This window comes from Massilia horti (genome assembly GCF_004614195.1).
In the GTDB taxonomy this organism is placed as follows: Bacteria; Pseudomonadota; Gammaproteobacteria; order Burkholderiales; family Burkholderiaceae_D; genus Telluria; species Telluria horti.
On sequence record NZ_SPUM01000094.1, the window covers coordinates 63,665 to 88,473 of the forward strand.

The window sequence follows — 24,809 nt, forward strand, 5'->3', positions numbered from 1 at the left end:
ATGCAAATCGTTTCAGTCGAAACTATCATCGTCGACCTGCCCACGGTCCGCCCGCACAAGCTGGCGATGGCGACCATTAACAGCCAGGGACTGGTGATCGTGCGAGTGCGCGACGAACAGGGCAACGAAGGCCTGGGCGAGGCATCGGTCATCCCGCACTACGGCAGCGAGACGGTCGAGGCGATCAAGGTCGTCATCGACCAGTACCTGGCGCCGGCCGTAATCGGCCTGAACCCGGGCGAGCTCGAAATCCTGCACGAGAAGATGAACGCATGCCTGAAGGAGAACCACTATCCGAAGGCCGCACTCGAGATGGCATGCGTCGACCTGGCCGCGCGCAGGCTTGGCGTGCCGGCGTCGGCGCTGTTTGGTGGCGCGGTGCGCGATCGCCTGCAGGTGCTGCTCGTGCTGGGCAACGGCGATGCGCCGCGCGACATCGAGCTCGCCGAGCAGAAGCTCGACGAACGCCAGCACAACCTCTTCCTGGTCAAGGTCGGCAAGGCCGACGTGCGCGACGACGTCGCCCGTGCTGCCGCGATCAAGCGTGCGCTCGGCGAGCGCGCCCGCGTGCACGTGGACGCCAACCAGAGCTGGGACGAAGCGCAGGCCACCTGGGCGATTCCACGCCTGGAAGATGCGGGCATCGCCGTGGTCGAGCAGCCGCTGCCGCGCTGGAACGTGGAGGGCATGCGCCGCCTGTGCGAACGCTTTGCCGTCCCGATCATGGCCGACGAGGCCATCGACACCGTCGAAAGCGCGCTGGACTTCGCCCGCCGCGGCGCCGCCGATGCCTTCTCGATCAAGGTGACCAAGCAGGGCGGCATGCTGCCCACCCGGAAGGTCGCGACCATCGCGGAAGCGGCCGGCATCTCGCTCTTCGGCGGCACGATGCTTGAAGGCGGCATCGGCACGTCGGCGTACGCGCAGCTGTTCTCGACGGTGCGCCGGCTCGACTGGGGCTGCCAGCTGTTCGGGCCACTGCTGTTCTCGGACACGATCACCGTCGAACAGCCGATCTTCAAGGACTTCCACCTGCAAGTACCGCAAGGCCCTGGCTACGGCATGACCATCGACGAAGAAAAGCTCGCCTACTACCGGCGCGATGGCGGCAAGTACCGCCGCGCCCAATAAACGCACAAGATTCGGGAGACCCCTATGCCCTTCATTATCGAGACCTTTGACAAACCAGACCACCAGCATGTGCGAAAGCAGGCGCGCCCGGACCACCTGCGCTTTTTGGAGGAGATCGCGCCGAAGCTGCTGGCCTGCGGCGCGAAGCTGAACGACGACGGTACCGATGCCGGCGGCGGTGTGTATGTGGTGGACGTCGAGACGCGCGCCGAAGCGCAAGCGCTGATCGCAGCCGATCCGTTCACCGCGGCGAGCCTGTTCGAACGCGTTGAGATCCGCCGCTGGCGCAAGGCCTATGTCGACGGCAAGTGCTACATCTGACGGGGAGACATCGTGCCGTTCGCACAACTGAATGATGTGAAGCTGCGCTACGCGGTCGATGGGGACCGGTCCCGGCCCGCACTGGTGCTGTCCAATTCGCTCGGCACGTCGCTTGAGATGTGGGACCCGCAGGTTGCCCGGCTAAGCGAACACTTCTACGTGATTCGTTACGATACACGTGGCCATGGCCAGTCCGAGGTAACGCCAGGCCCCTACTCCATCGCCCAACTGGGCGGCGACGTGTGCGGCCTGCTGGACCACCTGGGCATCGGGCGGGCGCACTTCTGCGGTGTGTCGATGGGCGGTATCACCGGCATGTGGCTTGCGCTGCACCGGCCGTCGCGCGTCGACCGTCTGGTACTGAGCAATACGGCTGCCTACATTGGACCGCACGACAACTGGACGGCGCGCGCCGAGGCGGTGCGGCGCGATGGCGTGGCCTCGATCGCGCCAGCGGTCGTGTCGCGCTGGCTGACACCGGAGTACGCGCTGGCGCATCCTGAACAGGTGCAGTCATTGATTGCGATGCTTGGCGCCACGCCGGCCGAAGGTTACGCGGCCAACTGCATCGCGGTGCGCGACAACGACCTGCGCAAGCAAGTCAGCGGTATCCGCGCGCCGACGCTCGTCATTGCCGGCAGTGGCGACTTACCGACGCCACCAGCCGATGCGCAGTACCTGCTCAGCGAGATTGCGCATGCGAGCTATGTCGAACTCGATGCGGCGCACCTGTCCAACCAGCAGCAACCGGAGGCTTTTGCCGACACGGTGATCCGCTTCCTGCTGGCGGACTGACACCTGCGGGACGGACGGGACAATTCGGGGTCAGGTGTTGTTAAGCACTGCAAACCTCATGCACGCAGTTTCGTAACCAACGGTGGATTGGATCGGCATCCATTCGTGGATGCCAAAGCATGTGCACGGTAATTTCGGGAGCGTCAAATGGCAAGGCGAACGAAGCCATGCCTGCCCGAAGGTTCCGTGTGTGCCGATCCGGTACCGTCGCGATCAAATCGGTTCCGCGCGCCAGGGCAAGCGCGGACGCGAAACCATCGACGGTCGTGGCAACGTTTCGCTCCAAACCCAGCTGGCGCAGTTGCTGGTCCATCAAACCAGTCACACCTGCGCGACGCGACACCAGCACATGAGCACCGCCCGCATAGCGATCGGGAGTAACCGGCGCGCGGGTCAGCGGATGGCCGGCGCGCACGGCACCGACAAAACGGTCGCGGAACAATGCCCGCACCCGGACTTCCGGTCCGGTCTCGTACCCGATCACGCCAGTCTCCAGGTCAACGGCTCCATCGCGCAACGGGGTGCTGTCCTTGTTCAGCTTCTGGACGAACCGGAGCATAACTCCCGGCGCCTGCGAGCCCACCAGGAGCAGCAGCGCAGGCCCGTAGTTCTCGACAAAACCGTCGCTGGTTCGCAGCGTGAAAGTGCGGCTCACCTTTTGCAGGTCATATGCCTCGGCCGGACGCAGGACGGACTCGGCATCATGCACCAGCTGGCGCACGCGGTCCCGCAGCTCGATGGCTCGTGGAGTTGGCACCAGGCCCCGGCCTGCGCGAACCAGCAACGGATCACCGGTAGTCGATCGCAACCGCGCCAGCGCCCGGCTCATGGCCGAGGCACTCAGGCCCAGGCGCCGGCCTGCGCGCGCCACACTCCCCTCCGTCAACAGAACGTCGAGGGTGATCAATAAATTGAAATCGGGCGTCGTCATGGAAGAAGAAGGAGGTTGGCCATCATGGCGTCAAACGCAACTATTAATTGCAATTCATGCGCCTTCCGACATGCCGAGCGCGAGCATACCATGACATCTGTACAAGATAGAGGATCTGGACGATGAAAAACGTGACGTATCCGCAGCGCACCGCAGTCGCCACAGCCCGGCCGAAGCTGGCTCTGGCCAGCTTGTCCCTGGCCATGCTGCTCCCATCACTGGGCACCAGCATTGCGAATATCGCCCTGCCAACATTGGCGGAAGTCTTCGGTGCCCCGTTCCAACACATCCAGTGGATCATTCTCGCCTACCTGCTGGCAATTACCACGTCGCTCGTCAGCGCCGGCAGGTTTGGCGATCTCGTCGGGCGCCGCCGTGTGGTCCTGGCGGGTATCGGCCTGTTCATGCTTGGATCGGTCTTCTGCGCCACTGCGAATGTCCTTGCCATGCTCGTGGCCGCGCGGGCGCTGCAAGGCTTCGGCGCTGCGATCATGATGGCCTTGACGATGGCCCTCGCTACGGAAGCTGTCCCTAAAAACAGGATTGGCAGCGCAATGGGAATGCTCGCCACGATGTCTGCCGTTGGCACCGCACTCGGGCCTTCGCTCGGGGGGCTCCTCATAGCCTCGTATGGATGGCAATCCATCTTCTTGATCAACGTGCCGCTGGGGCTCGCCACTTTCGTGCTGGCTTATGTCAGCCTGCCGCGCACGCGGCCCGCTCAAACCAGGAATGCCAATTTCGATTACGCCGGCACCCTCGTCCTGGCCGTGACCCTGACGGCTTATGCTGTTGCGATGACCTTGGGCCGGGGCCGTTTTGGCCTGGTTAATGCATGCCTTCTGGTGCTTGCCGTCCTGGGGACCGCCTTGTTTGTGCGGGTCGAGAGAAAGGCACAGTCGCCTTTGATCAGTTTGGCGGTACTTCGCATGCCGCAAACCAGCGGCAATTTTGTCATGAGCGGGCTCATCGCCACGGTCATCATGGCAACGCTCGTCGTAGGTCCTTTCTACCTGTCCGGCGCCATGGGGCTACCACCAGCGCAAGTCGGGCTTGTCATGTCGACCGGACCCTTTGCCGCAGCCGTGATCGGGATCCCGGCAGGCCGCCTCGTTGATCGCTTGGGCGCTCCGTTCATGACCCGGGTCGGCTTGTCCGCCATGGTGGCCGGCACCCTTGGCCTGGCAATACTGCCGGCCGAAGCCGGTATTCAAGGCTACGTGGCAGCACTGGTCACAATCACGGCCGGCTACGGACTCTTCCAGGCCGCGAACAATACCGCCGTCATGGCCGGAGTAGCACCAGAGCAGCGTGGCGTGATTTCCGGCGTGCTCACCCTGTCCCGCAACCTGGGCCTGATCTCGGGAGCATCCCTCATGGGTGCGCTGTTCTCCTTCGGTTCCGGCATGCGTGAACCGGGGCGCGCGGCTCCCGCCGCGCTAGCCACCGGCTTGCACGTGACCATGGCAGCTGCGACCTTGCTGATCGTTGTAGCCATCGTGATCGCCAGAAGAATCCAGGTCTCCGGTTCGACCGGTCCAACCAGCAGCAGCCGGAGGCGTTTGCCGACGAGGTGATCCGCTTCTGCCACTCGGGGCTTGCTTTGCTACAGCCTGCCAGCAGCCAAGTCTCATTCTCGCCATATTGGTTCAGCGATAGGACCTGGGCTGCCCGGCAGTTGCAGACTCAGACGCCGACGATCGACACAGCCTTCGTGTTCAGATAGGACTCGAGCGCCTCCGGACCGCCCTCGGAGCCGTAGCCCGAATCCTTGACGCCACCGAACGGCAACTCGGCGCTCGGCGCTGCTGGCTGGTTAATCCACAGCATGCCGACTTCAACGCGGTTCATCAACAGCTGGGCGTTCTTGATCGAGCGCGTGAACGCATAGCCGGCCAGGCCAAACGGGAGCCGGTTGGCTTCGGTGATCGCATCTTCCAGCCTGTCGAAACCACGGATCGCCGCGACAGGACCGAATGGCTCGTCGTTGAATACGTTCGCTTCCAGCGGGACATCCGCAAGGATCGTCGGCGCAAAGAAGTTACCGGCCTCACCGACCCGCTTGCCGCCAGTCAGGACCAACGCGCCCTTTGCCTGCGCGTCCTCGACGACTTTGCCCATCGCCGTCACGCGGCGCGCATTGGCCAGCGGGCCCAGGGTGGTGCCTTCAAGCAGGCCGTCGCCCAGCTTCAGCCCTTCTGCATGCGCCACCAGAGCACGCGTGAACTCTTCCTTGACAGCGTTGTGCACCAGGAAGCGGGTCGGCGAAATGCAGACTTGGCCAGCATTGCGGAACTTGGCCGCGCCGGCAGCCTTGACGGCGAGCGCCACGTCCGCGTCCTCGGCAATGATCACCGGTGCGTGGCCGCCCAGCTCCATCGTCACGCGCTTCATGTGCGCGCCGGCCAGGGCCGCAAGCTGCTTGCCGACCGGCGTCGAACCGGTGAAGGTGACCTTGCGGATGATTGGGTGAGGAATCAGGTAGCCCGAGATTTCGGCCGGGTCGCCGAACACCAGCCCGACAACCCCGGCCGGCAAGCCCGCGTCGACGAAGCACTGCAGCAGCGCTGCGGGCGAAGCCGGGGTCTCTTCAGGCGCCTTGCACAGGAACGAGCACCCGGTCGCGAGCGCGGCGCACAGCTTGCGGACGACTTGGTTGATCGGGAAATTCCACGGCGTGAAGGCAGCGACCGGGCCGACAGGTTCCTTCAACACCAACTGCTGCGCATCAGGGTTACGCGAGGGCACGATACGGCCATACACACGCATGCCTTCAGCGGCGAACCAGTCGATGATCTCCGCACCGGCGAGCGCTTCCATCTTCGCTTCGGCCAGCGGCTTGCCCTGCTCCTGGGTAAGCAAGCGGGCGATGTCGCCAGCGCGCTCGCGCAGCAGCGTCGCAGCGCGACGCATCACGGCGGCCCGCTGGACCGCAGGCACGGCGCGCCAGGTCTCAAAGCCTTTTTGGGCGGCAGCAAGGGCGCGGTCGAGGTCAGCAATACTGGCATGGGCGACCGTGCCGATCGCCTGCCCGGTGGCCGGGTTCAGCACAGGGATGGTCTTGCCACCGGCGGCGTCGACCCATTCGTTGGCAATCAGGAGGCGAGTGTCGGGATAGTTGGAAGTCGTCATGTGAGCGTTCGTTCCTCTTTAAAACAAGTTGATGACGGTTGATGAGTCCAATGGACCACCAGGTGCCTGCTGGCACCAACCTGCCATTCTCGCATTACATCAGATTGTTTGCTTGCTACAGGACGGCTGGTCACCAGCGGATCAGCCGCCGTGCGCGGGAGCGCCGGACAGTGGGCTCATGTAGTTTTCCTCGGTGACCTTCTCCATCCACACCACGTTCACGCCGTCAAGCGCTTCCTGGATCGCGATGTGGGTCATCGACGTGGTCGCGGTCGCACCATGCCAATGCTTGTGGCCAGGCGGACACCAGATGACATCGCCGGCACGGATCTCCACCTTCGGCTCGCCCTCGCACTGGGTCCAGCCGCAGCCCGCGGTGACGACCAGCGTCTGTCCGAGCGGGTGGGTATGCCAGGCCGAGCGGGCACCCGGCTCAAAGGTCACGCTCGCGACCGACACGCGTGCCGGCGCGGGCGGCGCGTTGAGCGGATCGATGCGCACGGTGCCGGTAAAGTACTGCTCGGGGCCTTTGATCGATGCCTGCGAGCCCACACGTTTCAATTCCATATCCGTTCCTTTCGTGATGTGAAGTACTGCATTTGAACCGGCCGCGCCGGCGTATTGACTGGCCGTGAGGCAAGGCCTGGCTGTTTCCCGGTCAGGTGATCGCGGTATCATCGGTGTTTTTCGATCTCCGGGACGCCGCAATGGCCCGCGACAACATCAACGATATCCTCGTGTTCCTCGCGGTGGCACGCGAACGAAGCTTTACTCGCGCCGCCGCCAAGCTCGGCATGACGCAATCGGCGCTTAGCCACATCATTCGCGGCCTGGAGAGCCGGCTCGGCGTGCGCCTGCTCACGCGTACCACCCGCAGCGTCTCGCCCACCGAAGCTGGCGAGCGCTTGCTGCAGAACGTGGGCCCGCGGCTGGACGAGATCGAGGCCGAAATCGCCGCCGTCAGCGATATGGGCGACAAACCTGCGGGCACCGTGCGCATCACGGCAATCGACCACGTGGTCGACACGATCCTGTGGCCGCGCATCGCGCCGCTGCTGGCGCAATATCCCGATCTGCAGGTCGAAATCAGTTCGGACTACCGCATGGTTGACATCGCCGCCGAACGCTACGACATCGGCGTACGCTTTGGCGACCAGGTGGAAAAAGACATGATCGCCGTACGCCTGACCGCCGACGAGCCGATGATGATCGTCGGCGCCCCCGCGTATTTCGAATGGCGCCAGCAGCCTGCGTCGCTGCAGGAACTGCTGAAACACAACTGCATCAACCTGCGGCTGGCCAGCAGCGGCGGCCTGTACGCTTGGGAACTGAAACACGCGGGACGCGAGGTGGAAGCCCGGGTGCGAGGCCAGACCGTGTTCACGAGCGCCTACGCGATACTGAACGCGGCGCTCTCCGGCGTCGGCCTCGCATTTCTGCCGGCGAGCCTGGTGGGCCCGCACGTGCGCGAAGGCCGTCTGCTCAGCCTGATGCCGGATTGGTGCCCGACCTTCCCCGGCCTGCATGCCTATTACCCGAGCCGCCGCAACACATCGCGCGCGCTGGCGGTGGTGATCGATGCGATCCGCCATAAGGGCTGACGCTCAGGCCACGCTGCCACGCCGCGCCGCCCGTCCCGCCAGGCCGGCCAGCAGCGCGGCGGCCACCAGCAGGATGGCGCTCAAGTGGAAGGTCGCGCGGTAGCCGCTGGCATCGAACAGCACGCCGCCGGCCATCGCTCCGGACATGATCGCGAGCTGGACCACCGCGACCATCAGGCCACCTCCCGCCTCCGCCTCGCGCGGCAAGGTCCGGGCCAGCCAGGTCCACCAACACACGGGCGCCGAGGTGCCGACCAGGCCCCACGCCGCGAGCAGGACACCAACGGCCAGGGCCGAGCTGCCTAAGGCCACCAGCGCCACGGCCATGCCCGCCATGAGCAGAGGCATGATGATGAGCAGTCGATACAAGCGATCCTCCAGTACAGCCCCGATCAGCACCGTGCCAGCAAAACCGGCCACGCCGAGCCCCAGCAGCATCAACGACAGCATCGGCGCACCAGCATGGGTGACCGTCTCGAGGAACGGCCGCAGGTAGGTAAACAGTGCGAATTGCCCCATGAAGAACAAGCCGACTGCCGCCATGCCGAAAGCAATGCCGGGCCGCGCCAGGAGTCGCAGGACGCCGGCCGCGCCTGTCCCGCGCTGCGCCTGCATCGGTGGAAGGCTGGCAAACTTCCACACCAATGCGAGCGCGGCGACAGGGACGACACAGAAGAACGCGCCCCGCCAGCCGATGAGCGCACCGAGGAATGAGCCGAGCGGCGCGGCGACCACCGTCGCCAGCGCGTTCCCGCCGTTCACGATCGCCAGCGCACGCGGAACCTGGTGCTCGGGCACGAGGCGCATGGCGGTGGCCGCCGACATTGACCAGAAGCCGCCGATCGCAACGCCAATGAGCGCGCGCCCGAACATGAACACCAGGTAGTTCGGCGCCCACGCCACGACCGTGCCCGACACGGCCATCAGCAGCGTGAGCGACAGCAGCAGGGTTTTGCGGTCAAGCCGTCCGGCGAGCGTGGTGATGAACAGGCTGGTAAACAACGCAAACGCACCGGAGATCGCGATGGCCTGCCCCGCCTGCCCTTCGCTGATGTAGAGGCCCGCGGCGATTGGCGTGAGCAGGCTGACCGGCATGAATTCGGACGCGACCAGCGTGAAAGCGCCGAGCGCCAGCGCGAATACCGCCCCCCAGGCCGCCGGCGTTTCCTGGTCCATCGCCTGGCCGGCCGTGATATCGAGGTTCATTGAGACTCCGGTCACGCGGCCAGCGTCGCATTGTCGATCACAAAGCGGTACTTCACGTCGCCCTTGAGCATGCGCTCGTAAGCGGCATTGATTTCGTCGGCGCGGATCATCTCGATGTCGGCGACGATGCCGTGCTGCGCGCAAAAGTCGAGCATCTCCTGGGTTTCCGGAATCCCGCCGATCATCGAACCGGCCAGCGAACGCCGCTTCATGATCAGGTTGAAGACCTGGGGCGACGGATGGGGCGTGGCCGGCGCGCCAACCAGGACCATGGTGCCGTCGCGCTTGAGCAGCGACAGGAAGGCATCCAGGTCGTGTGGCGCGGCCACGGTGTTGACGATCAGGTCCAGCGTTGCGGCGCGTGCGGCCATCGCCTGCGCGTCGCGCGACACGACCACTTCATGTGCGCCGAGCGCCTCTGCATCCTCGCGCTTTGATTCAGAGGTCGTGAAGGCGATCACACGGGCGCCCATCGCGCGGGCCAGCTTGACGCCCATGTGGCCAAGGCCACCGATGCCGACGATACCGACCTTCTTGCCCGGCCCGGCCTGCCAGTTACGCAACGGCGAATAGGTAGTGATGCCGGCGCACAGGAGGGGAGCCACGGCGGCCAGCTGCTCTTCCGGATGACTGACGTTCAACACGAAGCGCTCGTGCACGACGATCTGCTGCGCGTAGCCACCGAGCGTGTGACCGGGCGCGTCCTGGGTGGGGCCATTGTAGGTGCCCACCATGCCATCGCAATAGTTTTCGAGACCGGCGTCGCAATCGGCGCAATGCTGGCAGCTGTCGACCATGCAGCCGACGCCGACGAGGTCACCGACCTGGAAATCGCGGACATGCGCACCGATGGCGGACACCCGGCCCACGATCTCATGGCCAGGCACGCACGGATACATCGTGCCGGCCCACTCCGCGCGCACTGTATGCAAGTCCGAATGGCATACGCCGCAGTAGGCAATGTCGATCTGGACGTCGTGATCACCAGGCGCGCGGCGGGTGATATCCAGGGACTCGAGGGGTTTGTCGGCAGCGCGGGCGCCATAAGCTTTGACTGTCATGGAGTGTTCCTTTCTAGCGAAAGGCTGCATGTTAATGGCAATGCCACCCGAAAAAAGCGATGGAATTTGCATGGGCTTATGAATGAGGCACATGAATAGCCCCATCTCCCCTTAGCGGGAAGCTAGGCCGGGCGCGTGATTTATGACGCCCTTTCATATTCCTGGACAATGCGCCAGAAGGGGCGGATGACCCACTGTGATATGCAACGTGAATCACAGCGAAACAAATCATATATTGGACAACTCGCGCCGGACACGGCACCCTCGTGCTCTACTACGTTCGCAGCTCGAGGAGACACCAATATGCCCACCTACCGTTCCCGCACCACCACCCAAGGCCGCAACATGGCAGGCGCCCGCGCGCTGTGGCGCGCCACCGGCATGAAGGACGGCGATTTCGACAAACCGATCATCGCCGTGGTGAACTCGTTCACCCAGTTCGTGCCGGGCCACGTGCACCTGAAGGACCTGGGCCAACTTGTGGCGCGCGAGATCGAAGCGGCGGGCGGCGTGGCCAAGGAATTCAATACCATCGCTGTCGACGACGGCATCGCGATGGGCCACGGCGGCATGCTGTACTCGCTGCCGTCGCGCGACCTGATCGCCGACTCGGTCGAATACATGGTCAACGCGCACTGCGCCGACGCGATGGTGTGCATCTCGAACTGCGACAAGATCACGCCCGGCATGCTGATGGCCGCCATGCGGCTGAACATTCCGGTGGTGTTCGTGTCCGGCGGGCCGATGGAAGCGGGCAAAGTCGTCAAGGTCGTGAACAATGACAAGCAGGTGATCAAGCTCGACCTGATCGACGCCATGATCAAGGCCGGCGACAGCAGCGTGCCGGACGCGGACGTGGCGGAAGTCGAGCGTTCCGCCTGCCCCACTTGCGGCTCGTGCTCCGGCATGTTCACCGCCAACTCGATGAACTGCCTGACCGAGGCGCTGGGCCTGTCGCTGCCGGGGAACGGCACGATCGTCGCCACGCACGCCGACCGCAAGGAGCTGTTCCTGCAGGCGGGCCGGCTGATCGTCGAACTGGCGAAACGCCATTATGAGCAGGACGACTTCTCGGTCCTCCCGCGCAGCATCGCCACCAAGGCGGCTTTCGAGAACGCGATGGCGCTGGACGTGTCGATGGGCGGCTCGACCAACACCGTGCTGCACCTGCTGGCCGCGGCGCATGAGGCGCAGGTGGAGTTCACGATGGCCGACATCGACCGCATCTCGCGCAAGGTGCCTTGCCTGTGCAAGGTGGCGCCGATGACCAACAAGTACCACATCGAGGACGTGCACCGCGCGGGCGGCATTATCGCGATCCTCGGCGAACTGGCGCGCGCCGGCCTGCTCGACACGTCGCTGCCGACGGTGCACAGCAAGACGCTGGGCGAAGCGATCGAGAAGTACGACATCCGCGTGAGCAGCGACCCTGCCGTGCACAAGCTGTTTCGTGCCGCGCCCGGCGGCGTGCCGACCCAGGTCGCGTTCTCGCAAGAAGAGCGCTACGCGCAGAACGATCTCGATCGCGGCGCTGGCTGCATCCGCGACCGCGAGCATGCGTATTCGCAGGACGGCGGCCTTGCGGTCCTGTACGGGAACATCGCGGCAAAGGGCTGCATCGTGAAGACGGCCGGCGTGGACGAAAGCATCCTCAAGTTCTCCGGCACGGCGCGCGTGTTCGAGAGCCAGGACGCGGCGGTGGAAGGCATCCTCGGCGACAAGGTGCAGGCGGGCGACGTTGTCATCATCCGCTACGAAGGCCCAAAGGGCGGGCCAGGCATGCAGGAGATGCTGTACCCGACCTCGTACATCAAGTCGAAGGGGCTCGGCAAAGCGTGCGCGCTGTTCACCGACGGGCGCTTCTCCGGCGGCTCGTCGGGCCTGGTGATCGGCCACGCTTCGCCGGAAGCGGCGGAAGGCGGCGCGATCGGCCTGGTGGAAGAAGGAGACCTGATCGACATCGATATCCCGGCGCGCACCATCAACCTGCGGGTGTCGATTGAGGAGCTCGCGCGGCGCCGCGCGGCGATGGAAGCGCGCGGGCGCGACGCGTGGCAGCCGGTGAACCGCGAGCGCGTCGTCTCGCAGGCGCTGCAGGCCTACGCCGCGCTCACCACCTCCGCCGACCGCGGCGCGGTGCGCGACCTGTCGCAACTGAAGCGCTGAGCCGACAGGCGCGGGCAGCTGAAACAGGCGCCGATTCGTGAACTGAACCCCAAAAGTTGGACATCCACTTTGGGGGTTTTTCATTACCAACAGCCGCCGCCTCGGCTTTTGCGCCCCGCAAACTGCTTGACCTGAACAATGATTGATTGCATATTGTCAACTCCTAAATCTCGGCCGTTCGGTGTCAATACTCAAGGGGGAACGATGAAATTGCTTCGATCAGTCTGTCTGTTGGCGTTTGCTTTTGCCTCGATGAATAGTGCTCACGCCCAGGCGAGCGTGGATGCCAATACGATCAACCGGATCGCCGACGAAGGCTACAACCGCGGCCAGGTCGTCAATCTGGCGCAATACCTGACTGACCGCATTGGCGGGCGCATGACGAACTCCCCCGCCATGCGCGAAGCGGAAAAATGGACCCAGCAAATGTTCCGCTCGTGGGGGCTGAACGTGCGCACCGACCCGTTCGAGTTCGGACGCGGCTGGTGGATCGAATCGTCACACAGCCGGATGACCGCGCCGCGCCCGTTGGAGCTGCGTTCGATCCCGATCGCCTGGACCCCGGCCACCAACGGCGCCGTGTCGGCCGAAATCATCGTCGCCCCGATCCGCCACGTGCGCGACCTGGAAAAATGGAAGGGCAAGCTCAATGGGAAGATTGTCCTGGTCAACTACCCTGATGCACCGAAGGACGACCTCACACCCGCGTTCAAGCGCCTGGACGACGCCGAAATTGGCAAGCTGAACACGTATCGCCAGCCCTCGTTCGATCCGGAGCGGCCGGAAATGCTCAAGCGCTACATGGAACTGGGCAAGGAAATGAACCGCTTTATGGCGGCCGAAGGTGCGGTAGCGCTGGTGCGCATGTCGCGCGCCGGTAACGGACTGGTGCATGGCGAAGGCCGCTTCTACAAGGTTGGCGAAACCCCGGCCCTGCCCGAGATCGAAATGGCTGCCGAAGATTACCGCCGCCTGGCCAGGCTGGCCAAGACCGGCCCGGTCAAGCTGGAGATCGACAGCCGCGTGCATTTCGATGACAGTGACGTGAACGGCTATAACATCCTCGCGGACATCCCGGGCCGCGATCCAAAGGCTGGCTACGTGATGGCCGGTGCTCACCTTGATAGTTGGGTGGCGGGCGACGGCGCCGCGGACAATGCCGCTGGCTCGGTGGTCGTCATGGAAGCGGCACGCATCCTGTCGGCCTTGCATGTGAAACCGAAACGCGCCATCCGCTTTGCCCTCTGGTCCGGGGAGGAACAAGGGCTGATCGGCTCGAGCGCCTACGTCGCGCGCTACCTCGCCAAGCGCCCCGTTTCGACGGACCCGGTACTGGCCAAGATGCCGTCCTATTTCTGGGATACCTACCCGATCACGCCCCTGCCCGGCTTCAATGACATGGCCGCCTACTTCAACCTGGACAACGGCTCGGGCAAGATCCGCGGCATTTACGCAGAGGGCAATTTCGCCGCGGTACCAGTGCTGCGCAACTGGTTGGCGCCGTTCGACAGCCTGGGCGCCAGCAGGGTCGTCGCCCAGCCAACCGGCAGCACCGACCATGTGATGATGGCGCGCCTCGGCCTGCCTGCGTTCCAGTTCATCCAGGATCCGCTCGACTATGAATCGCTCGTGCATCACACCAACCTTGACACCTTCGACCACCTGCGCACCGAAGACCTGCGCCAGGCGGCCGTGATCCTGGCCACGGTGCTGCTACAAGCGGCTGAAAGCGATGCGCCGATGCCGCGCAACGTGCTGCCGACGCAGCCGGCGCCGACCAATCCATTCCTGTATTCGGATCCGAAGAACGACTGAAAACGGCGGCATCCCCACGCGTTAGCGGCGCGGTGCGCGACCTGTCGCAGCTGAAGCGCTGAACTGGCAGACGCATAGATCCGGTTCGTGAACTGAACCCCAAAAGTTGGGCGCCAACTTTTGGGGTTTTTCATCGCGTGCTGGGGCGTGATGCAGCAAGAGCATCGGTGAACCGTGGGATTGCGTGGCTTTATTGCTTGCTAGTGCCAGCTGTTTTCTCACCACGATTGATCACTGCGCCAACACCGTCCTGATCGCGCTCAGCGAAGGCAGGAAGAAGTAGCCGCCACCGGTCGGAACGATCCACTCTGCCTTGGTGCTGACACCGGCCTGCTGCAAGCCCGAACCAAACATCACGCAACCGCGTGCGCGGCCCTCACCCGCTGCGGGATTCTGGCCGACCAGCAGATCATGCCCGGCCGGCGTCTTGGGCCGTGTCGGGTCGTTCATCCAGCGCGTTTGCAGAAACTCGAACTGGTCCTCGATGGACACCTGCACGGACAGGAACAGCAGGCCGCGATTGCCGTTGTGCGGGTCATCCGCCAGGGTCGCATAGCGATCAGCCAACGGCGCCCCGAACGGCACGCCGATACGCAGCACGCGGCGGGTATAGGTGGCGTCGCTGCCGCCCATGTCGCTGCCGGAATCGCGGACATTCACCTTGCGGATGTGCGCTGCCCACGGACAGGTGATCCCTGCCGGGTCGGCCTTGGCTTGCGGGAAATTGTCATCAAAGCCTTCGACCGGCAGCTTGGGTGTGTCGCTGTCGTAGCGAAACTGGTTATTGGCACGCCGTTCCTTGCCCAGTTCGACGTCATCGGCATCGGGCGCGCGGCTGACCGGAGCGCCGCTCATCCAGCGGCCGACTACCCGTGCGGCCAGTTTCTCATCCGTCATGCCTTCAAACCCGGGGTGGCGGGCCAGTTCCGCGGCCGTCTCGCGCATGGTGCGCCAGAACAGGCCGACGTCCTGGCGCAGGCGGCGAAACACCAGGAAGGAGCCGTTGCGTGTCCAGTCCGGCATGGGTTCGCGGACTTGGCCGGGCAGCAGCGGATCAGGGCTGCTGCCCGGATAACCGATCACCACCTCGCCCGGCCAAATCAGATCTTGTCCCGGCAGGCCATACAACGAGGCTTGCCTGCCGATCGCCGGTGGCAGATAGCGCTCGGTGATGTAGTCGTCATCGCGTGGCGAGGCACGGCCGCGGATGCCGGGCTGCGACACGCCGTCGTCAAAGCCGAAGTGCTCGTGCCCGCGCATGTTCATGCCGTCCCACTCGTCGCTGCGGACATCGCCTTTTTCCTGATAGAGCACGGTCAGGCCAGCTTGAGCGATTTCGGCGAGCAAGGCTGCCGCCCGCTGGTCCACCATGTCGCGGTGATCACCGGCCAGCACCACGAGCAGATCCGGCGCGTTATCGGGGCCGCCAACCAGCCAGTTGTTCGGATGGCCCTCCGCATCCTTGTTCGTGGGGTCACCCAGCAAAGCCGAACGGCCCGCCAGGCCGATGTGAAAGGCCGGACTGGCGATATCGCTGGCGCCGGGCGTGAGCGCATCCAGGCCAGGCGCGGAACATCCCAGCCCCACCAGCACGCGTCCCTCGCGCCGTACATGGCGCACACCTTGCGCGCGAGCCTGTTCGCGGCGCAGGCGGCGGTCGGCCAGGGTTTCGGCGCCGGTGCTGATACTGTCCGCCAGTTTGCCGAGGAAAGCCTTGGCTGCCGCCATCGCCGGCCCGGCGGGCAGCCGCAAGGCGATCAGCGTCTGGTGCGGCTTCAGGAAGCCCGGCACGGCGATGCCCTGAATATCATCCATCTCCAGTACCGGCTCCACCGGCGCTTTGCGGTTGACTGTCATGGTGGCTCCTGTTTATTTTGATGAATGGATTTCAGATTCTGCGGCTCCGTAACGGCAGGGGCGCTGCATCGTCCGTATGGCGCGGCCTGGACAGCGAATCCTGGACGTCCCAATCTTGCAAGGCATCGACTTTTCCGGGCGGTGTAGGGTCTTTCCATGGCACCGCGCGGTTCAGCGTGCGAGCATCGTTGGGATCGACACAGCAGCGGCCGTTGCAGGAGAGCGACGGATTCTTGAAGGTCCCCGGCGCGGCGGCAACGCCCACCAGATGGACCGTGATGCATTCGGCCACCTGGCCGCCGTACTGGATGCGCTCCCCGCCGATTGTGATGTCGCTGACGGTAAAGCCACGCTCCTTCGGCACGCTCACTTCCAGCCGTTCGATCAGGTTGTTGGCGCCACGGACAACGCGCACGCAATCGTCCAGCGCTCCGCCGTCCGGCGCGGCCCAGCCGCCGAGATCGATGTGATCCATGTACAGCCCCACCGGGTTGCGCAGCGTGACGAAGGCGCCGATGCGCGCCAGCGCATTGACAGCCGCGCCGATGGTCGGATCACTGGTGCGGTCAGGCCCGCCATACATGGCGCAGCAGATCAGCGCATCCGGGTCCACCACCTGGGCCTGGGCGCTATTCTTGTACAGAACCGTGGCATCCCCCGCCAGCTGGATTTCCGCGGTCAGCGAATTGGGTGGCGCGCACAGGTGAACGATGCCATGGGTGGTGTTCCACTTGTTGTAGGGGTTGTAATCGCCCTGTGCCATTAACTTGTTGCCCTGCCTGTCGAACACGTCTTTCGTGGCGAACAGGTCCGCCAGTTCCACCTGCTGGCTGACCAGTTCGCGGTAACGCTTCAGCAGCAGTTTTTTATCGCCCGGGAAAGAGGCCGGCACGTTGTCCGGCCCCGGTATCGGCGTGCCGGCCAGCGCCTGCCAGTACTCGGGCGGCTCGGAGGTAAAAGCGATATGGACGATGTTCTGCGTGTCCGGATCGCGCCGCACATGCCACTCGCAGTACTCGTTGTGGGGACGATATGGCAGATCGCCCGCAGTGGGCGTGTCAAACACAGCCTTGTTGTAGTCCCGCAGGTGCCATAGCGAATCGGCCTGCTTCAATGCCTCGGCGCGGCCGAAACGGCGCAGCAGTTCCTTGGGAAATGCGTTCCACGGTATCGATTGCTCGATCAAGGTGCCCGGATCGAAACGCGATGGATTGTAGTACTGCGTGCGGGTTTCCGATATCGGCTGATCGACGCCCTGCGCGATCTTGTTCAACTCGATTTTCACCACCGCGTCGAACCAGGCGCTGACCGCGTTGTGCCAGGCCTCCAGTTGCCCAGGGATGCCATTAAAGTCGGAAAGAAATGCGGGCGGATCGAATTTCTGCAGCAGTGCCATCGTCGCCTCCTTCGCCAAATGGAGAATTGATCATACGCCGTTTTGTTGAAGAAATTGCCACCAAAAAACCACAAGCTGCAAAAATCTCTGCAGTCAATGCACGGCCGGCCACCAGCCCGGCTCGGCATACAACACTTGCCTGTGCAGGTCCAACGTCATTAACCAGGCCTGCACTGCGCCGTTGCGGCGGCGCGTCTGCTCCAGGTCTTGGAGAAAGGACTTGCGCGTGAAATCGCGGCCCACGCGAGCCAGCGTGGCCACGATCTCCGACAACTGCGCCTGCGCAGCGGCGCGGCTGTCAGGCGGCGCCGCTGCCGCCACGACGATCCTGCGGTCCAGCGCCGCGGGGATGCTGTCCAGCCTGCAGCCAGACGCGGTCTCGGCGGTCATCAGCACCAGCGACGGTGGATCGGCCGTGGCCAGCGCGCCGCAATCGCCGTTGAGCAGCAAGGCTTGCGCGCCCTGGCTGGCGGCGTAGTCGCGCAGCGCTGCAATCTGCTGCTCCCGGGTTGCGGCGCGCTCGATCGGCTGGGCAGCGTCGATCGTCAGGAAAGCGTCCTCGTCCCGGCCATAGCGCAAAACGATGCGGCGGCCGTAGATGGGCTGCTGCGGAACCGTCAGCCCTGCTGCGCCGATAACGTTTATGCGCACTGCGTCGGCGCTGACGCCCGTTGGCGTCACGCTGTCCAGAATCGCGAGATAACTGAGCAAGGCGCGCGCGTCGGCCGTTTGCATGCGGTAGCGCGGCATGGCGCGGTCCAGGGGCTGGCCCTGGCTGTCCTGCCCATCGCCGATGGCGCGCACGAGCAGGGCCTGCGTATAGGCTGGCCGCAGCCGGCCGCCGATATTGACCGCGCGCGCCAACGCCGCCGGCGAGATATCGGCCACTGCCACGCCACCTTCGCGCTGGCCGCGCCCGTTCGCGCCGTGGCAGGAGGCGCACGGCAGCAGCGTCGCGGGCAGCGCCTGGCGCATGCCGGCGACACTGGCGGTGATCGCTTGCGCCCCGCGGCCCTCGACATAGATCGCACGCCCGCGCTGCTGCTGCGCCGTGAGCTCCTGGGCCTGGGCCGCGCAGGGAAAAAGCAAAAGCCACCAGTATTTCATCGTCGTTCGCTGCGTTGGCGCAGCGCGCGAGCCACCTGCACCGGATCGGCCAGGCCGTCCATGCGCAGCCACGGGCCGCCGCGCACGCCATCGACAATCAGCAGGAATGGCGTATGCGCGCCCGGGTCCGGCGCCGCCGCGCCGAGTGAGCCCAGCAAGCGGTCGATGTCGTTCCTGCGCCCAGTGACCAGGGTCCAGCCTGGACGCATGCTGAACTTGTCACGCCATTGGCGCAGTGCCGCCGGAGTGTCGTTGAGCGGATCGATGCTGACCGAGATCAGCCCGACCTGCGACGCCTCTCCGCCCAGCGACTGCTGAACGCTGGCAAAGTGTGCCCCCAACAGCGGACAGACCGCGCTGCAGCCGGTGAACACGAAATTGATGGCCACCACCCTCCCCTGTACCAGATCGCTGTAAAACCGCAGCGCGCGGCCATCCTGGTCCAGCACCGCGACGTCGGCCACGGCCGCTCGCGCCGGCCGCGCCAGCCCTCCCAGCGCCAGCAGCGCCAACAAACTGCGCCTGCGTTCAGTGGCCGGTGTCATCGGCCACGCCCATGATCAGGTCCACGACACGGGCGCCAGCAGCCGTGCCGTGGATTTTCTTCCACAAGCCGGTGCGCATGTTCCCCGCCACCATGGTGTCCATGTGCGCGCCGGGATCGTCGACGAACAGCCCCAGCCGCCGCAAGGCCTCGCCCACCTGCTGCTCGGAGCCGGTCAGGAACACCCAGCCAGGCTGCGCACCCAGCTTGCGGGCGTAAGCCTTGAGCGCGGCCGGCGTGTCGTGCACAGGATCGATGGTGATGGACACCAGCCGCACCTCCGGCCCCAGCCGGTTGCCCAGCCGCTCCTGCACCGCCCTGAGGGTGGCCATCATCGCGGGGCAGCTGTCGCCGCACCCGGCGAAGAAGGTGTGGATCACCACCGAACGCCCGGCGATCAGGTCGCGGTACAGATCGACCGGGCGTCCGTCCTGGTCCTGCAACGCCAGGCCGCGCAGATAGATCTCCGCACCGCGCGCGGCGGCCGTCGTCCCGCCGTCCGCCGCCGCGGTGGTGGATAACATTGCGGCCAGCAGGACACAGCCGATTCTATGCAAACCCATCCTGATCCTCCGCGCCGCTCATGGCGACGCCTTCTTCGGCGCCTTGGCGGTCTTGAACAGGAAGGAGTAGTCGGAGGCCAGCGCATTGGCCGCCGTCGCCGGACTGCCGGCGGTGGCAGCATCGTAGACCTTGGTCGGAACCAGGCGGTTGCCCAGATGGCCCTTGGCGATCGGCGCCGACGCATGGCAGTCCAGGCAGGTCAGGTTCTGCACATAGGTTTCCATCGTGGTGTTGGCCACCGGCTCCTGCTTGGTGTTGGGCGATAACTGCGGCGCCGGCAGCGGCACGCGCGCACCGGGCGCGACGGCCGTGTTCTGGTTGGACCACAAGGTGTTCACCAGCTGGTAGTTGAGGAAGACCGAATCCGGACTTTGCGGCGCGATCACCTGCGACCACACGTATTGGTTCAGGCCCGCCACGTCGTTGTTGGCACGGGTCGAAATCGGCGTCGTGCGCACCACCTGGATCGGCGCGGCGTACCATCTTTTTTTGCCGCTGTTGACCTGGGTCGGATCGGCGTTGGCCACACACCGGTAATAATCGGTGGCTGGATTGCAGCTGGGGTTGTAATAGGTGTATGGCGGCGTCAGTTGCTTGTCCGCGACCTGCTGCGCATCGGGCGCATTCTGCTTGTGCTCGAAGGTGGCCCAGATGAACTGCTGGCCAAGCGGCGTCTTGTGGATGATGTGCAGGCCGGTCAGGCCCACCACCACCGTCCTGGGCGGCATGCCCGGATAGGTCACTACCGCCTTGGCGATCTTGAAGCGCGGCCAATCGGCCTTGTTCGGCAGCTCCAGCCACGCGGCCTTGATTTCGATCGAGCCGTTCGGCAAGTTCAAGCCCGGCGCCTGCGCAAAGCCGGGCTGCACCGAAGCGTTGTACAGCTTGTTGTCGCGGATGTAGTTGTATTCGATTTCGTTGACCGAACGTTCATACAAGGTCAGCAATTTATTTTGCGCCGTCAGCCAGGGTGCGCCAGGCGAGGCCTGGCCGAAGACGCTCAGGTCCAGCGCCGGCTCGGCGCTGATCTTGCCGTTCAGTCCCCCCAGCAACTTCACGGCCGCGACCGGCTGGCCGTTCCAAGGCCCGGGATCGCGGCCATCGGCCAGAAACACCTGATCGGATTCCTTGTAGGTTTCCCACACCGTCAATCGTGGATCGCCGGGCTTGCCGAAGCTCGCCGGCGGCATCTTGCTGTCCGGCTGGCCGCGCTGGCCGTCTTGCGCGGCCCAGTTGAGCGCGATAAATTCTTGCCAGGCGAAGCAATTGGCGTCGGCCTGGCGCGTCACCACCATGTCGGTGGGCACAACATAGCCGAGCTTGGGCGGTGCCAGGCAGTTGCTGGTGCTGCCGCCCGAGGATGCATTCTGCGCATGGGCAGCGCCCGCCAGCGACAGCAATGCCATCGAAGCCATCAGGGTACGTAGTAATGTCGTCATGGTGTCTCCTTTATTGTTGGTTCGCCTGCGCGATCACCAGGAAGGCCGGCGCCGGTGGGATGGCGGGCGAAACAGTCTGTCCCGCCGGGACGATCACCACGCCGCGCACGCCCGGCGCCGCCCGGGGTGTGACGCTCACTTCCAGCTTGAGCAACTGGGCGAAGTCTGGATAGGTGTTGCCCGGCACGGCGTATTTGATATTGGGCACCATGTCCACCACCAGTGCATTGATGTCGGTGTCGATACTGCCGTTTGGCAGCGTGAACAGCACCTTGGGCCATTTCTCCTTCGGCAGAGCCGTTTCGCCGGACGGCAAGGAGCAGGTCAGCGCCAGCGCCTGCCGCGACTGGCCCGGCTTGAGCGTCGGCGGGATGATGCTGGAATTGCTGGCCAGGTTCATTTCCTGATGGACCGGGGTGTCGAACTTGGTGCCGTAGTAAGCGTCCCAAAGCGGCTGGAACATGATCTGCAGCGGCTGCGCCTGCGACTTCGTCACGGGCAGCGATTCGGCGCAACTCTGCGTCGGCGTGGGAGCCTTCGGCGGGATCGGCCGGCCGAACAGGGCGACCTCAAACGTCTCCATTACCTGCGAGCCGCAGGTGATGGGCGTGCCGTCGATCGTGATGTCCTCCAGGGTGAAGGACACGCCGGCCTTCACCCAGGCCAGCGGCAGCTGGAAGGCCGCATGCAGGATGAAGGAGCCCGGATACGGCGTCTTCGTAATCGGGTCGATGAGCGTCTCGAAGCCGCGCACGATGTGCCAGCAATCGGCCGCGCTGGCGCCGGGCGGCAGCTTGGGGTCGGCCGGCAGCTGGTATTGGGCGAAGCTGGGCATCTGGATGTACAGGCCGGGCGGATCGGCCAGCGAGATATTGGTGCCGGCGCCGACCGCCAGGTTGATGGTCTGGCCGATGTGCGGATCGCTGTTGCGGTAGTTCTGGCCGAACACGCCGCAGCAGATCAGCGCTTGCGGATCCAGGTTGCCGCTGCTGCGCTGCACGGTCGCGCCGGCGCCCAGCCCCAGCTCGGTTTGCAGGGTGTTCGGCGTGGCCGTGAGATGCATCGCGCCGCCACTGAACTTGCCGTTGGCGCGCATCGCCACCGTGCCGCTGTTCCACTTGTTGAGCGGGTTGTAGCCCGGCCGGCCCGTTTGTGGATCGATCACCGGCTTGTGAGTGACCGGATCGACCAGCTGCAGGTCTTCCACGGAAACGCTGACCCATTGCGCCTGCGGCGCTCCGAAATTCAACGCCGCGGTATACACTTCCGCCACCCTTTCCGGGCTCACGCTCCACAGGGTCTGGTAGTACTCGGGATTCTCGCAGGTGAAATCGATGCGCACCATCTTGCCGCGGGCATCGCGCGCGACGCTGAACTCGCAGTACTCGTCCAGCCAGCCGCGCGGGCCGTACGGACCGTAGGCCTTCAGCTCGCCCGACCAGTCGGCCTGCGGGCAGCGCGTGACGGGAATCGGGTAGTTAACAAGCGCGCCGGTGTCGGCCAGTTGGTACAGCATGGCCTTGGGCAGATGGTAGGGATTGGCCGGGGTCTGGTCCTGCCCCAGGTACTGGATCAGCCGGTTCGGAAAGGCGATCCACGCTACGTCGACGGCCGCGGCGCCACCCGGGATCGTTGTGGTCAAAGGATTGTAATAGCCGTTCTGGGCGGCCGCGAAGGACGACGTCCAAGGATTACCGGCAATGGCCTGGCGGGTAAATCCGTCGACGTTCTGGCTCCATGCGGTGGCCAGCTTTTGGTAAAGCACCGGATTGTCCGGGAAATCGTTATTGCAGGCCGGCAGCGTAAAGCGTTGCAGCAGATAGCCGCCGCCGGCCATCGCTTCGTACATAGGCGTGATGGGGTTGCTACTCATGATCATCTCCTAGTTGGCGTGGTAAGTTTTGAACTGCGCATTGTTGCGGGGGAGCCCCAGCGATTCGGACTCGATCCACACGTAGTACACGCCGGCCTGCGGCGGCGTGAATTCGATTTCGTAGCGGCTCTGGGGCAGCGCGATGGCACTGAGGCGCTGCTGCCAGATCCCGGGCGGCGCAAGCGCCAGCGCGCGCACGTCGGCGGCGGGGGGCAGCGGCGCGCCGGCAGCGTCGAAGAGCGCAAAGCGCAGGCGCACGCTGCTGCCCACCGCCAGCTGTGGCGGCGCATCGATGCTGGTGACCTGCACCGCGGGACGGCCGGACGGCGCGGCCTCGCTGCCCAGCGCGGCACTGAAGCAGGCGACCACGCGTGGCGCATCGTTGAACATCACCACGTCGTACTGGCCCGGCTGGGCGACCGGCATGGTGGTCGCATACGCGCCCTGTCCAACCTCGCGCAGGCCCTGGTTCACCACCATGACGGCGCGCGGCGTTTGCGCGTAAGTGCGAAATCCTCCGGCCGGCGCGGCCATGCCTTCCCGGTACAGGTAGACCATGCGGTCGACCGCATTGGCGGCCAGGACCGAGGCGCCTTCCGGCGCACTGACCAGGTTGTCGGCGATGACGCCAGTGGGCGCGCCGAAGGCATGCTGGCCACTGGGGAACTCGGCGATGCCCAGTGCGCCAGTCTGGTTGCCCAGTTGTTCGAGTGCGATCATCAGCACGATCTCGCTGCCGCGCCGCCGCACATAGGCCAGGCGGTCGCTGAAGGTGACCTGGTCCGGCTGGCCGGCAATCGGGATGGTGTGCGCCAGGCGGTTGGTGGCGGCGTCAAACACCTGCACGATGTTCTCGCCGGGGTTGGGCAGCAGCGCATAGCGTCCGTCCGGCGTGAAGCGCAGTTGCGTGGCGCCGGGGCGCACGTCCACCGTGGCCGTGGTGCGCCCGGTGTGCGAGTCGATCGCGTACACACGCCCCTGCTGCGCATCGACCGCGTAGATAGCCTGCGCGGCACGCGAATACGCCAGCAGCGTCGGCACGCCGCCCGGAACCGCCTCACGCACCACGCGCCCCGCATGGGCGTCGATGATGGCGACCTTGCCGCCGGCCGCAGCGAACAGCCAGTGGCCGTCGGCGCTGGCGGCCAGCCCGATGGCGCCCCCGTCCAGCGCCACCGCCTTGACGGTGCGCACGGCCGGGTCGATGGCACTGACGCCACGCTGGTCGGCGACCCAGACACGGTTGCCGGCGGCGACCAGGCGGCGCGGCCGGGCGCCGGTTGGCAGAGTGTCGACGATGCGCCAATGGCGCGTGTCGATCACGGCGACGGCGCCCTCGTCGGGCATGGTCACCAGCAGCATCGCGTGGTCCGCGAGCAGCAGCCAGTCGGCGCCCGACGCCGGCAGGTGCAGCAGATTGAGCAGCCGGGTGCCGCCGAAGCCGAACATCGGATCGACCACGCTGACCGTAGCGTCGTCGTTCAGGGTCAGTACAAAGAAGCTGTTCAGATCGATATCGGCACGGCGGAACAGGTCGCCGCTGAGATAGCCGGCCAGCCTGGCCTTGCAGTCGGGCGCCGCCGCTCCTGGCGCGCGCCGGCTCAGCCAGGCGGCCGGACGCAGGCCGCGCAGCGGCGTGCCGCTGGCGGTGTCCGACAATTCGAAGCGGAAGGCCGCCGGAGCGCCTGCCCCGGACGGCTGGCTGGCATCGAACGCCACCCGTATCCCCTGGTCCACCACCTGCTGGGACGCATGGCCGGCGAGGCACAGCGCCGCCAGCAGGCAGCCGCCTGCCGCATGGCGCGCGCTCATCGCCGCACCCAGCGCGCCGTCCAGCAGCTTCCCGAAGCGCAGCCAGGCCGGCTCGGAG

The 24,809-nt window shown here is 65.3% G+C and carries 20 protein-coding genes; 7 read left to right on the plus strand and 13 right to left on the minus strand.

The features are described 5' to 3' along the window. Genes E4O92_RS14140 through pcaD form a run of 3 tightly spaced genes read left to right on the plus strand, consistent with a single transcriptional unit; the run spans position 1 to position 2,247 of the window. Positions 1 to 1,131 carry a muconate cycloisomerase family protein gene (locus E4O92_RS14140; RefSeq protein ID WP_206076873.1) on the plus strand — a complete coding sequence of 377 codons (1,131 nt, stop codon included), beginning with the start codon at positions 1 to 3 and terminating at the stop codon, positions 1,129 to 1,131. 24 nt (positions 1,132 to 1,155) lie between these two features. Then, positions 1,156 to 1,452 carry a YciI family protein gene (locus E4O92_RS14145; RefSeq protein WP_135190378.1) on the plus strand — a complete coding sequence of 99 codons (297 nt, stop codon included), beginning with the start codon at positions 1,156 to 1,158 and terminating at the stop codon, positions 1,450 to 1,452. Between the two features lie 12 nt (positions 1,453 to 1,464). Beyond that, positions 1,465 to 2,247, plus strand: a complete 783-nt coding sequence (gene pcaD / locus E4O92_RS14150; RefSeq protein WP_135190379.1) for a 3-oxoadipate enol-lactonase — start codon at positions 1,465 to 1,467, stop codon at positions 2,245 to 2,247. 40 nt (positions 2,248 to 2,287) lie between these two features. On the opposite strand, the gene E4O92_RS14155 is transcribed toward pcaD, so the two are convergent. Then, entirely contained in the window at positions 2,288 to 3,178 is an 891-nt protein-coding gene (locus tag E4O92_RS14155; RefSeq protein WP_135190380.1) for a LysR family transcriptional regulator, read from the minus strand. Positions 3,179 to 3,300: 122 nt separating this feature from the next. Here E4O92_RS14155 and E4O92_RS14160 point away from each other — a divergent pair, with 122 nt between their 5' ends. Further along, the gene (locus E4O92_RS14160) at positions 3,301 to 4,755 is read left to right on the plus strand and encodes an MFS transporter (protein WP_135190381.1); all 1,455 of its coding nucleotides are present in this window, start codon (positions 3,301 to 3,303) and stop codon (positions 4,753 to 4,755) included. A 109-nt stretch (positions 4,756 to 4,864) separates the two neighbouring features. On the opposite strand, the gene E4O92_RS14165 is transcribed toward E4O92_RS14160, so the two are convergent. Beyond that, positions 4,865 to 6,310 carry an NAD-dependent succinate-semialdehyde dehydrogenase gene (locus E4O92_RS14165; RefSeq protein ID WP_135190382.1) on the minus strand — a complete coding sequence of 482 codons (1,446 nt, stop codon included), beginning with the start codon at positions 6,308 to 6,310 and terminating at the stop codon, positions 4,865 to 4,867. Positions 6,311 to 6,451: 141 nt separating this feature from the next. Next, positions 6,452 to 6,877: a (R)-mandelonitrile lyase gene (locus E4O92_RS14170; RefSeq protein ID WP_135190383.1), complete on the minus strand. Its 426-nt coding sequence runs from the start codon at positions 6,875 to 6,877 to the stop codon at positions 6,452 to 6,454. Between the two features lie 140 nt (positions 6,878 to 7,017). Between E4O92_RS14170 and E4O92_RS14175 the strand changes: the two genes are divergently transcribed. Further along, on the plus strand, positions 7,018 to 7,911 hold the full coding sequence (locus tag E4O92_RS14175; protein ID WP_135190384.1) for a LysR family transcriptional regulator: 894 nt from the start codon (positions 7,018 to 7,020) through the stop codon (positions 7,909 to 7,911). Positions 7,912 to 7,914: 3 nt separating this feature from the next. On the opposite strand, the gene E4O92_RS14180 is transcribed toward E4O92_RS14175, so the two are convergent. Both E4O92_RS14180 and E4O92_RS14185 read right to left on the minus strand, forming a co-directional pair. Further along, positions 7,915 to 9,117 (minus strand): MFS transporter, encoded by a 1,203-nt coding sequence (locus E4O92_RS14180; protein WP_167759795.1) that lies wholly within the window; start codon positions 9,115 to 9,117, stop codon positions 7,915 to 7,917. 11 nt (positions 9,118 to 9,128) lie between these two features. Continuing rightward, complete coding sequence (locus E4O92_RS14185) at positions 9,129 to 10,178, minus strand: NAD(P)-dependent alcohol dehydrogenase (RefSeq protein WP_135190385.1); 1,050 nt, start codon at positions 10,176 to 10,178, stop codon at positions 9,129 to 9,131. 303 nt (positions 10,179 to 10,481) lie between these two features. Here E4O92_RS14185 and ilvD point away from each other — a divergent pair, with 303 nt between their 5' ends. Both ilvD and E4O92_RS14195 read left to right on the plus strand, forming a co-directional pair. Then, the gene (gene ilvD / locus E4O92_RS14190) at positions 10,482 to 12,344 is read left to right on the plus strand and encodes a dihydroxy-acid dehydratase (protein ID WP_135190386.1); all 1,863 of its coding nucleotides are present in this window, start codon (positions 10,482 to 10,484) and stop codon (positions 12,342 to 12,344) included. A gap of 252 nt (positions 12,345 to 12,596) precedes the next feature. Continuing rightward, positions 12,597 to 14,159 (plus strand): M20/M25/M40 family metallo-hydrolase, encoded by a 1,563-nt coding sequence (locus E4O92_RS14195; RefSeq protein WP_206076874.1) that lies wholly within the window; start codon positions 12,597 to 12,599, stop codon positions 14,157 to 14,159. Positions 14,160 to 14,390: 231 nt separating this feature from the next. Here the strand turns inward: E4O92_RS14195 and E4O92_RS14200 are convergent, their stop codons facing one another. The 8 genes from E4O92_RS14200 to E4O92_RS24855 form a co-directional block, all read right to left on the minus strand. Beyond that, entirely contained in the window at positions 14,391 to 16,016 is a 1,626-nt protein-coding gene (locus E4O92_RS14200) for a Dyp-type peroxidase (protein WP_135190388.1), read from the minus strand. Positions 16,017 to 16,047: 31 nt separating this feature from the next. Then, positions 16,048 to 17,412: a DUF8225 domain-containing protein gene (locus tag E4O92_RS14205; protein ID WP_135190389.1), complete on the minus strand. Its 1,365-nt coding sequence runs from the start codon at positions 17,410 to 17,412 to the stop codon at positions 16,048 to 16,050. A 93-nt stretch (positions 17,413 to 17,505) separates the two neighbouring features. Then, positions 17,506 to 18,519 (minus strand): c-type cytochrome, encoded by a 1,014-nt coding sequence (locus E4O92_RS14210; protein ID WP_135190390.1) that lies wholly within the window; start codon positions 18,517 to 18,519, stop codon positions 17,506 to 17,508. Next, positions 18,516 to 19,064: an SCO family protein gene (locus tag E4O92_RS14215; protein WP_135190391.1), complete on the minus strand. Its 549-nt coding sequence runs from the start codon at positions 19,062 to 19,064 to the stop codon at positions 18,516 to 18,518. The genes E4O92_RS14210 and E4O92_RS14215 overlap by 4 nt, the downstream gene beginning before the upstream one ends. Further along, complete coding sequence (locus E4O92_RS14220) at positions 19,048 to 19,587, minus strand: SCO family protein (RefSeq protein WP_167759796.1); 540 nt, start codon at positions 19,585 to 19,587, stop codon at positions 19,048 to 19,050. Before E4O92_RS14220 ends, E4O92_RS14215 begins: the two co-directional genes overlap by 17 nt. A 57-nt stretch (positions 19,588 to 19,644) precedes the next feature. After that, a complete protein-coding gene (locus E4O92_RS14225) occupies positions 19,645 to 21,066 on the minus strand; it encodes a hypothetical protein (RefSeq protein ID WP_135190393.1) in 1,422 nt (473 codons plus the stop codon). Positions 21,067 to 21,076: 10 nt separating this feature from the next. Further along, entirely contained in the window at positions 21,077 to 22,939 is a 1,863-nt protein-coding gene (locus tag E4O92_RS14230) for a DUF8225 domain-containing protein (RefSeq protein ID WP_135190394.1), read from the minus strand. Between the two features lie 9 nt (positions 22,940 to 22,948). Further along, a partial coding sequence (locus tag E4O92_RS24855; RefSeq protein ID WP_167759797.1) for a YncE family protein occupies positions 22,949 to 24,809 on the minus strand: 1,861 nt, incomplete at its 5' end.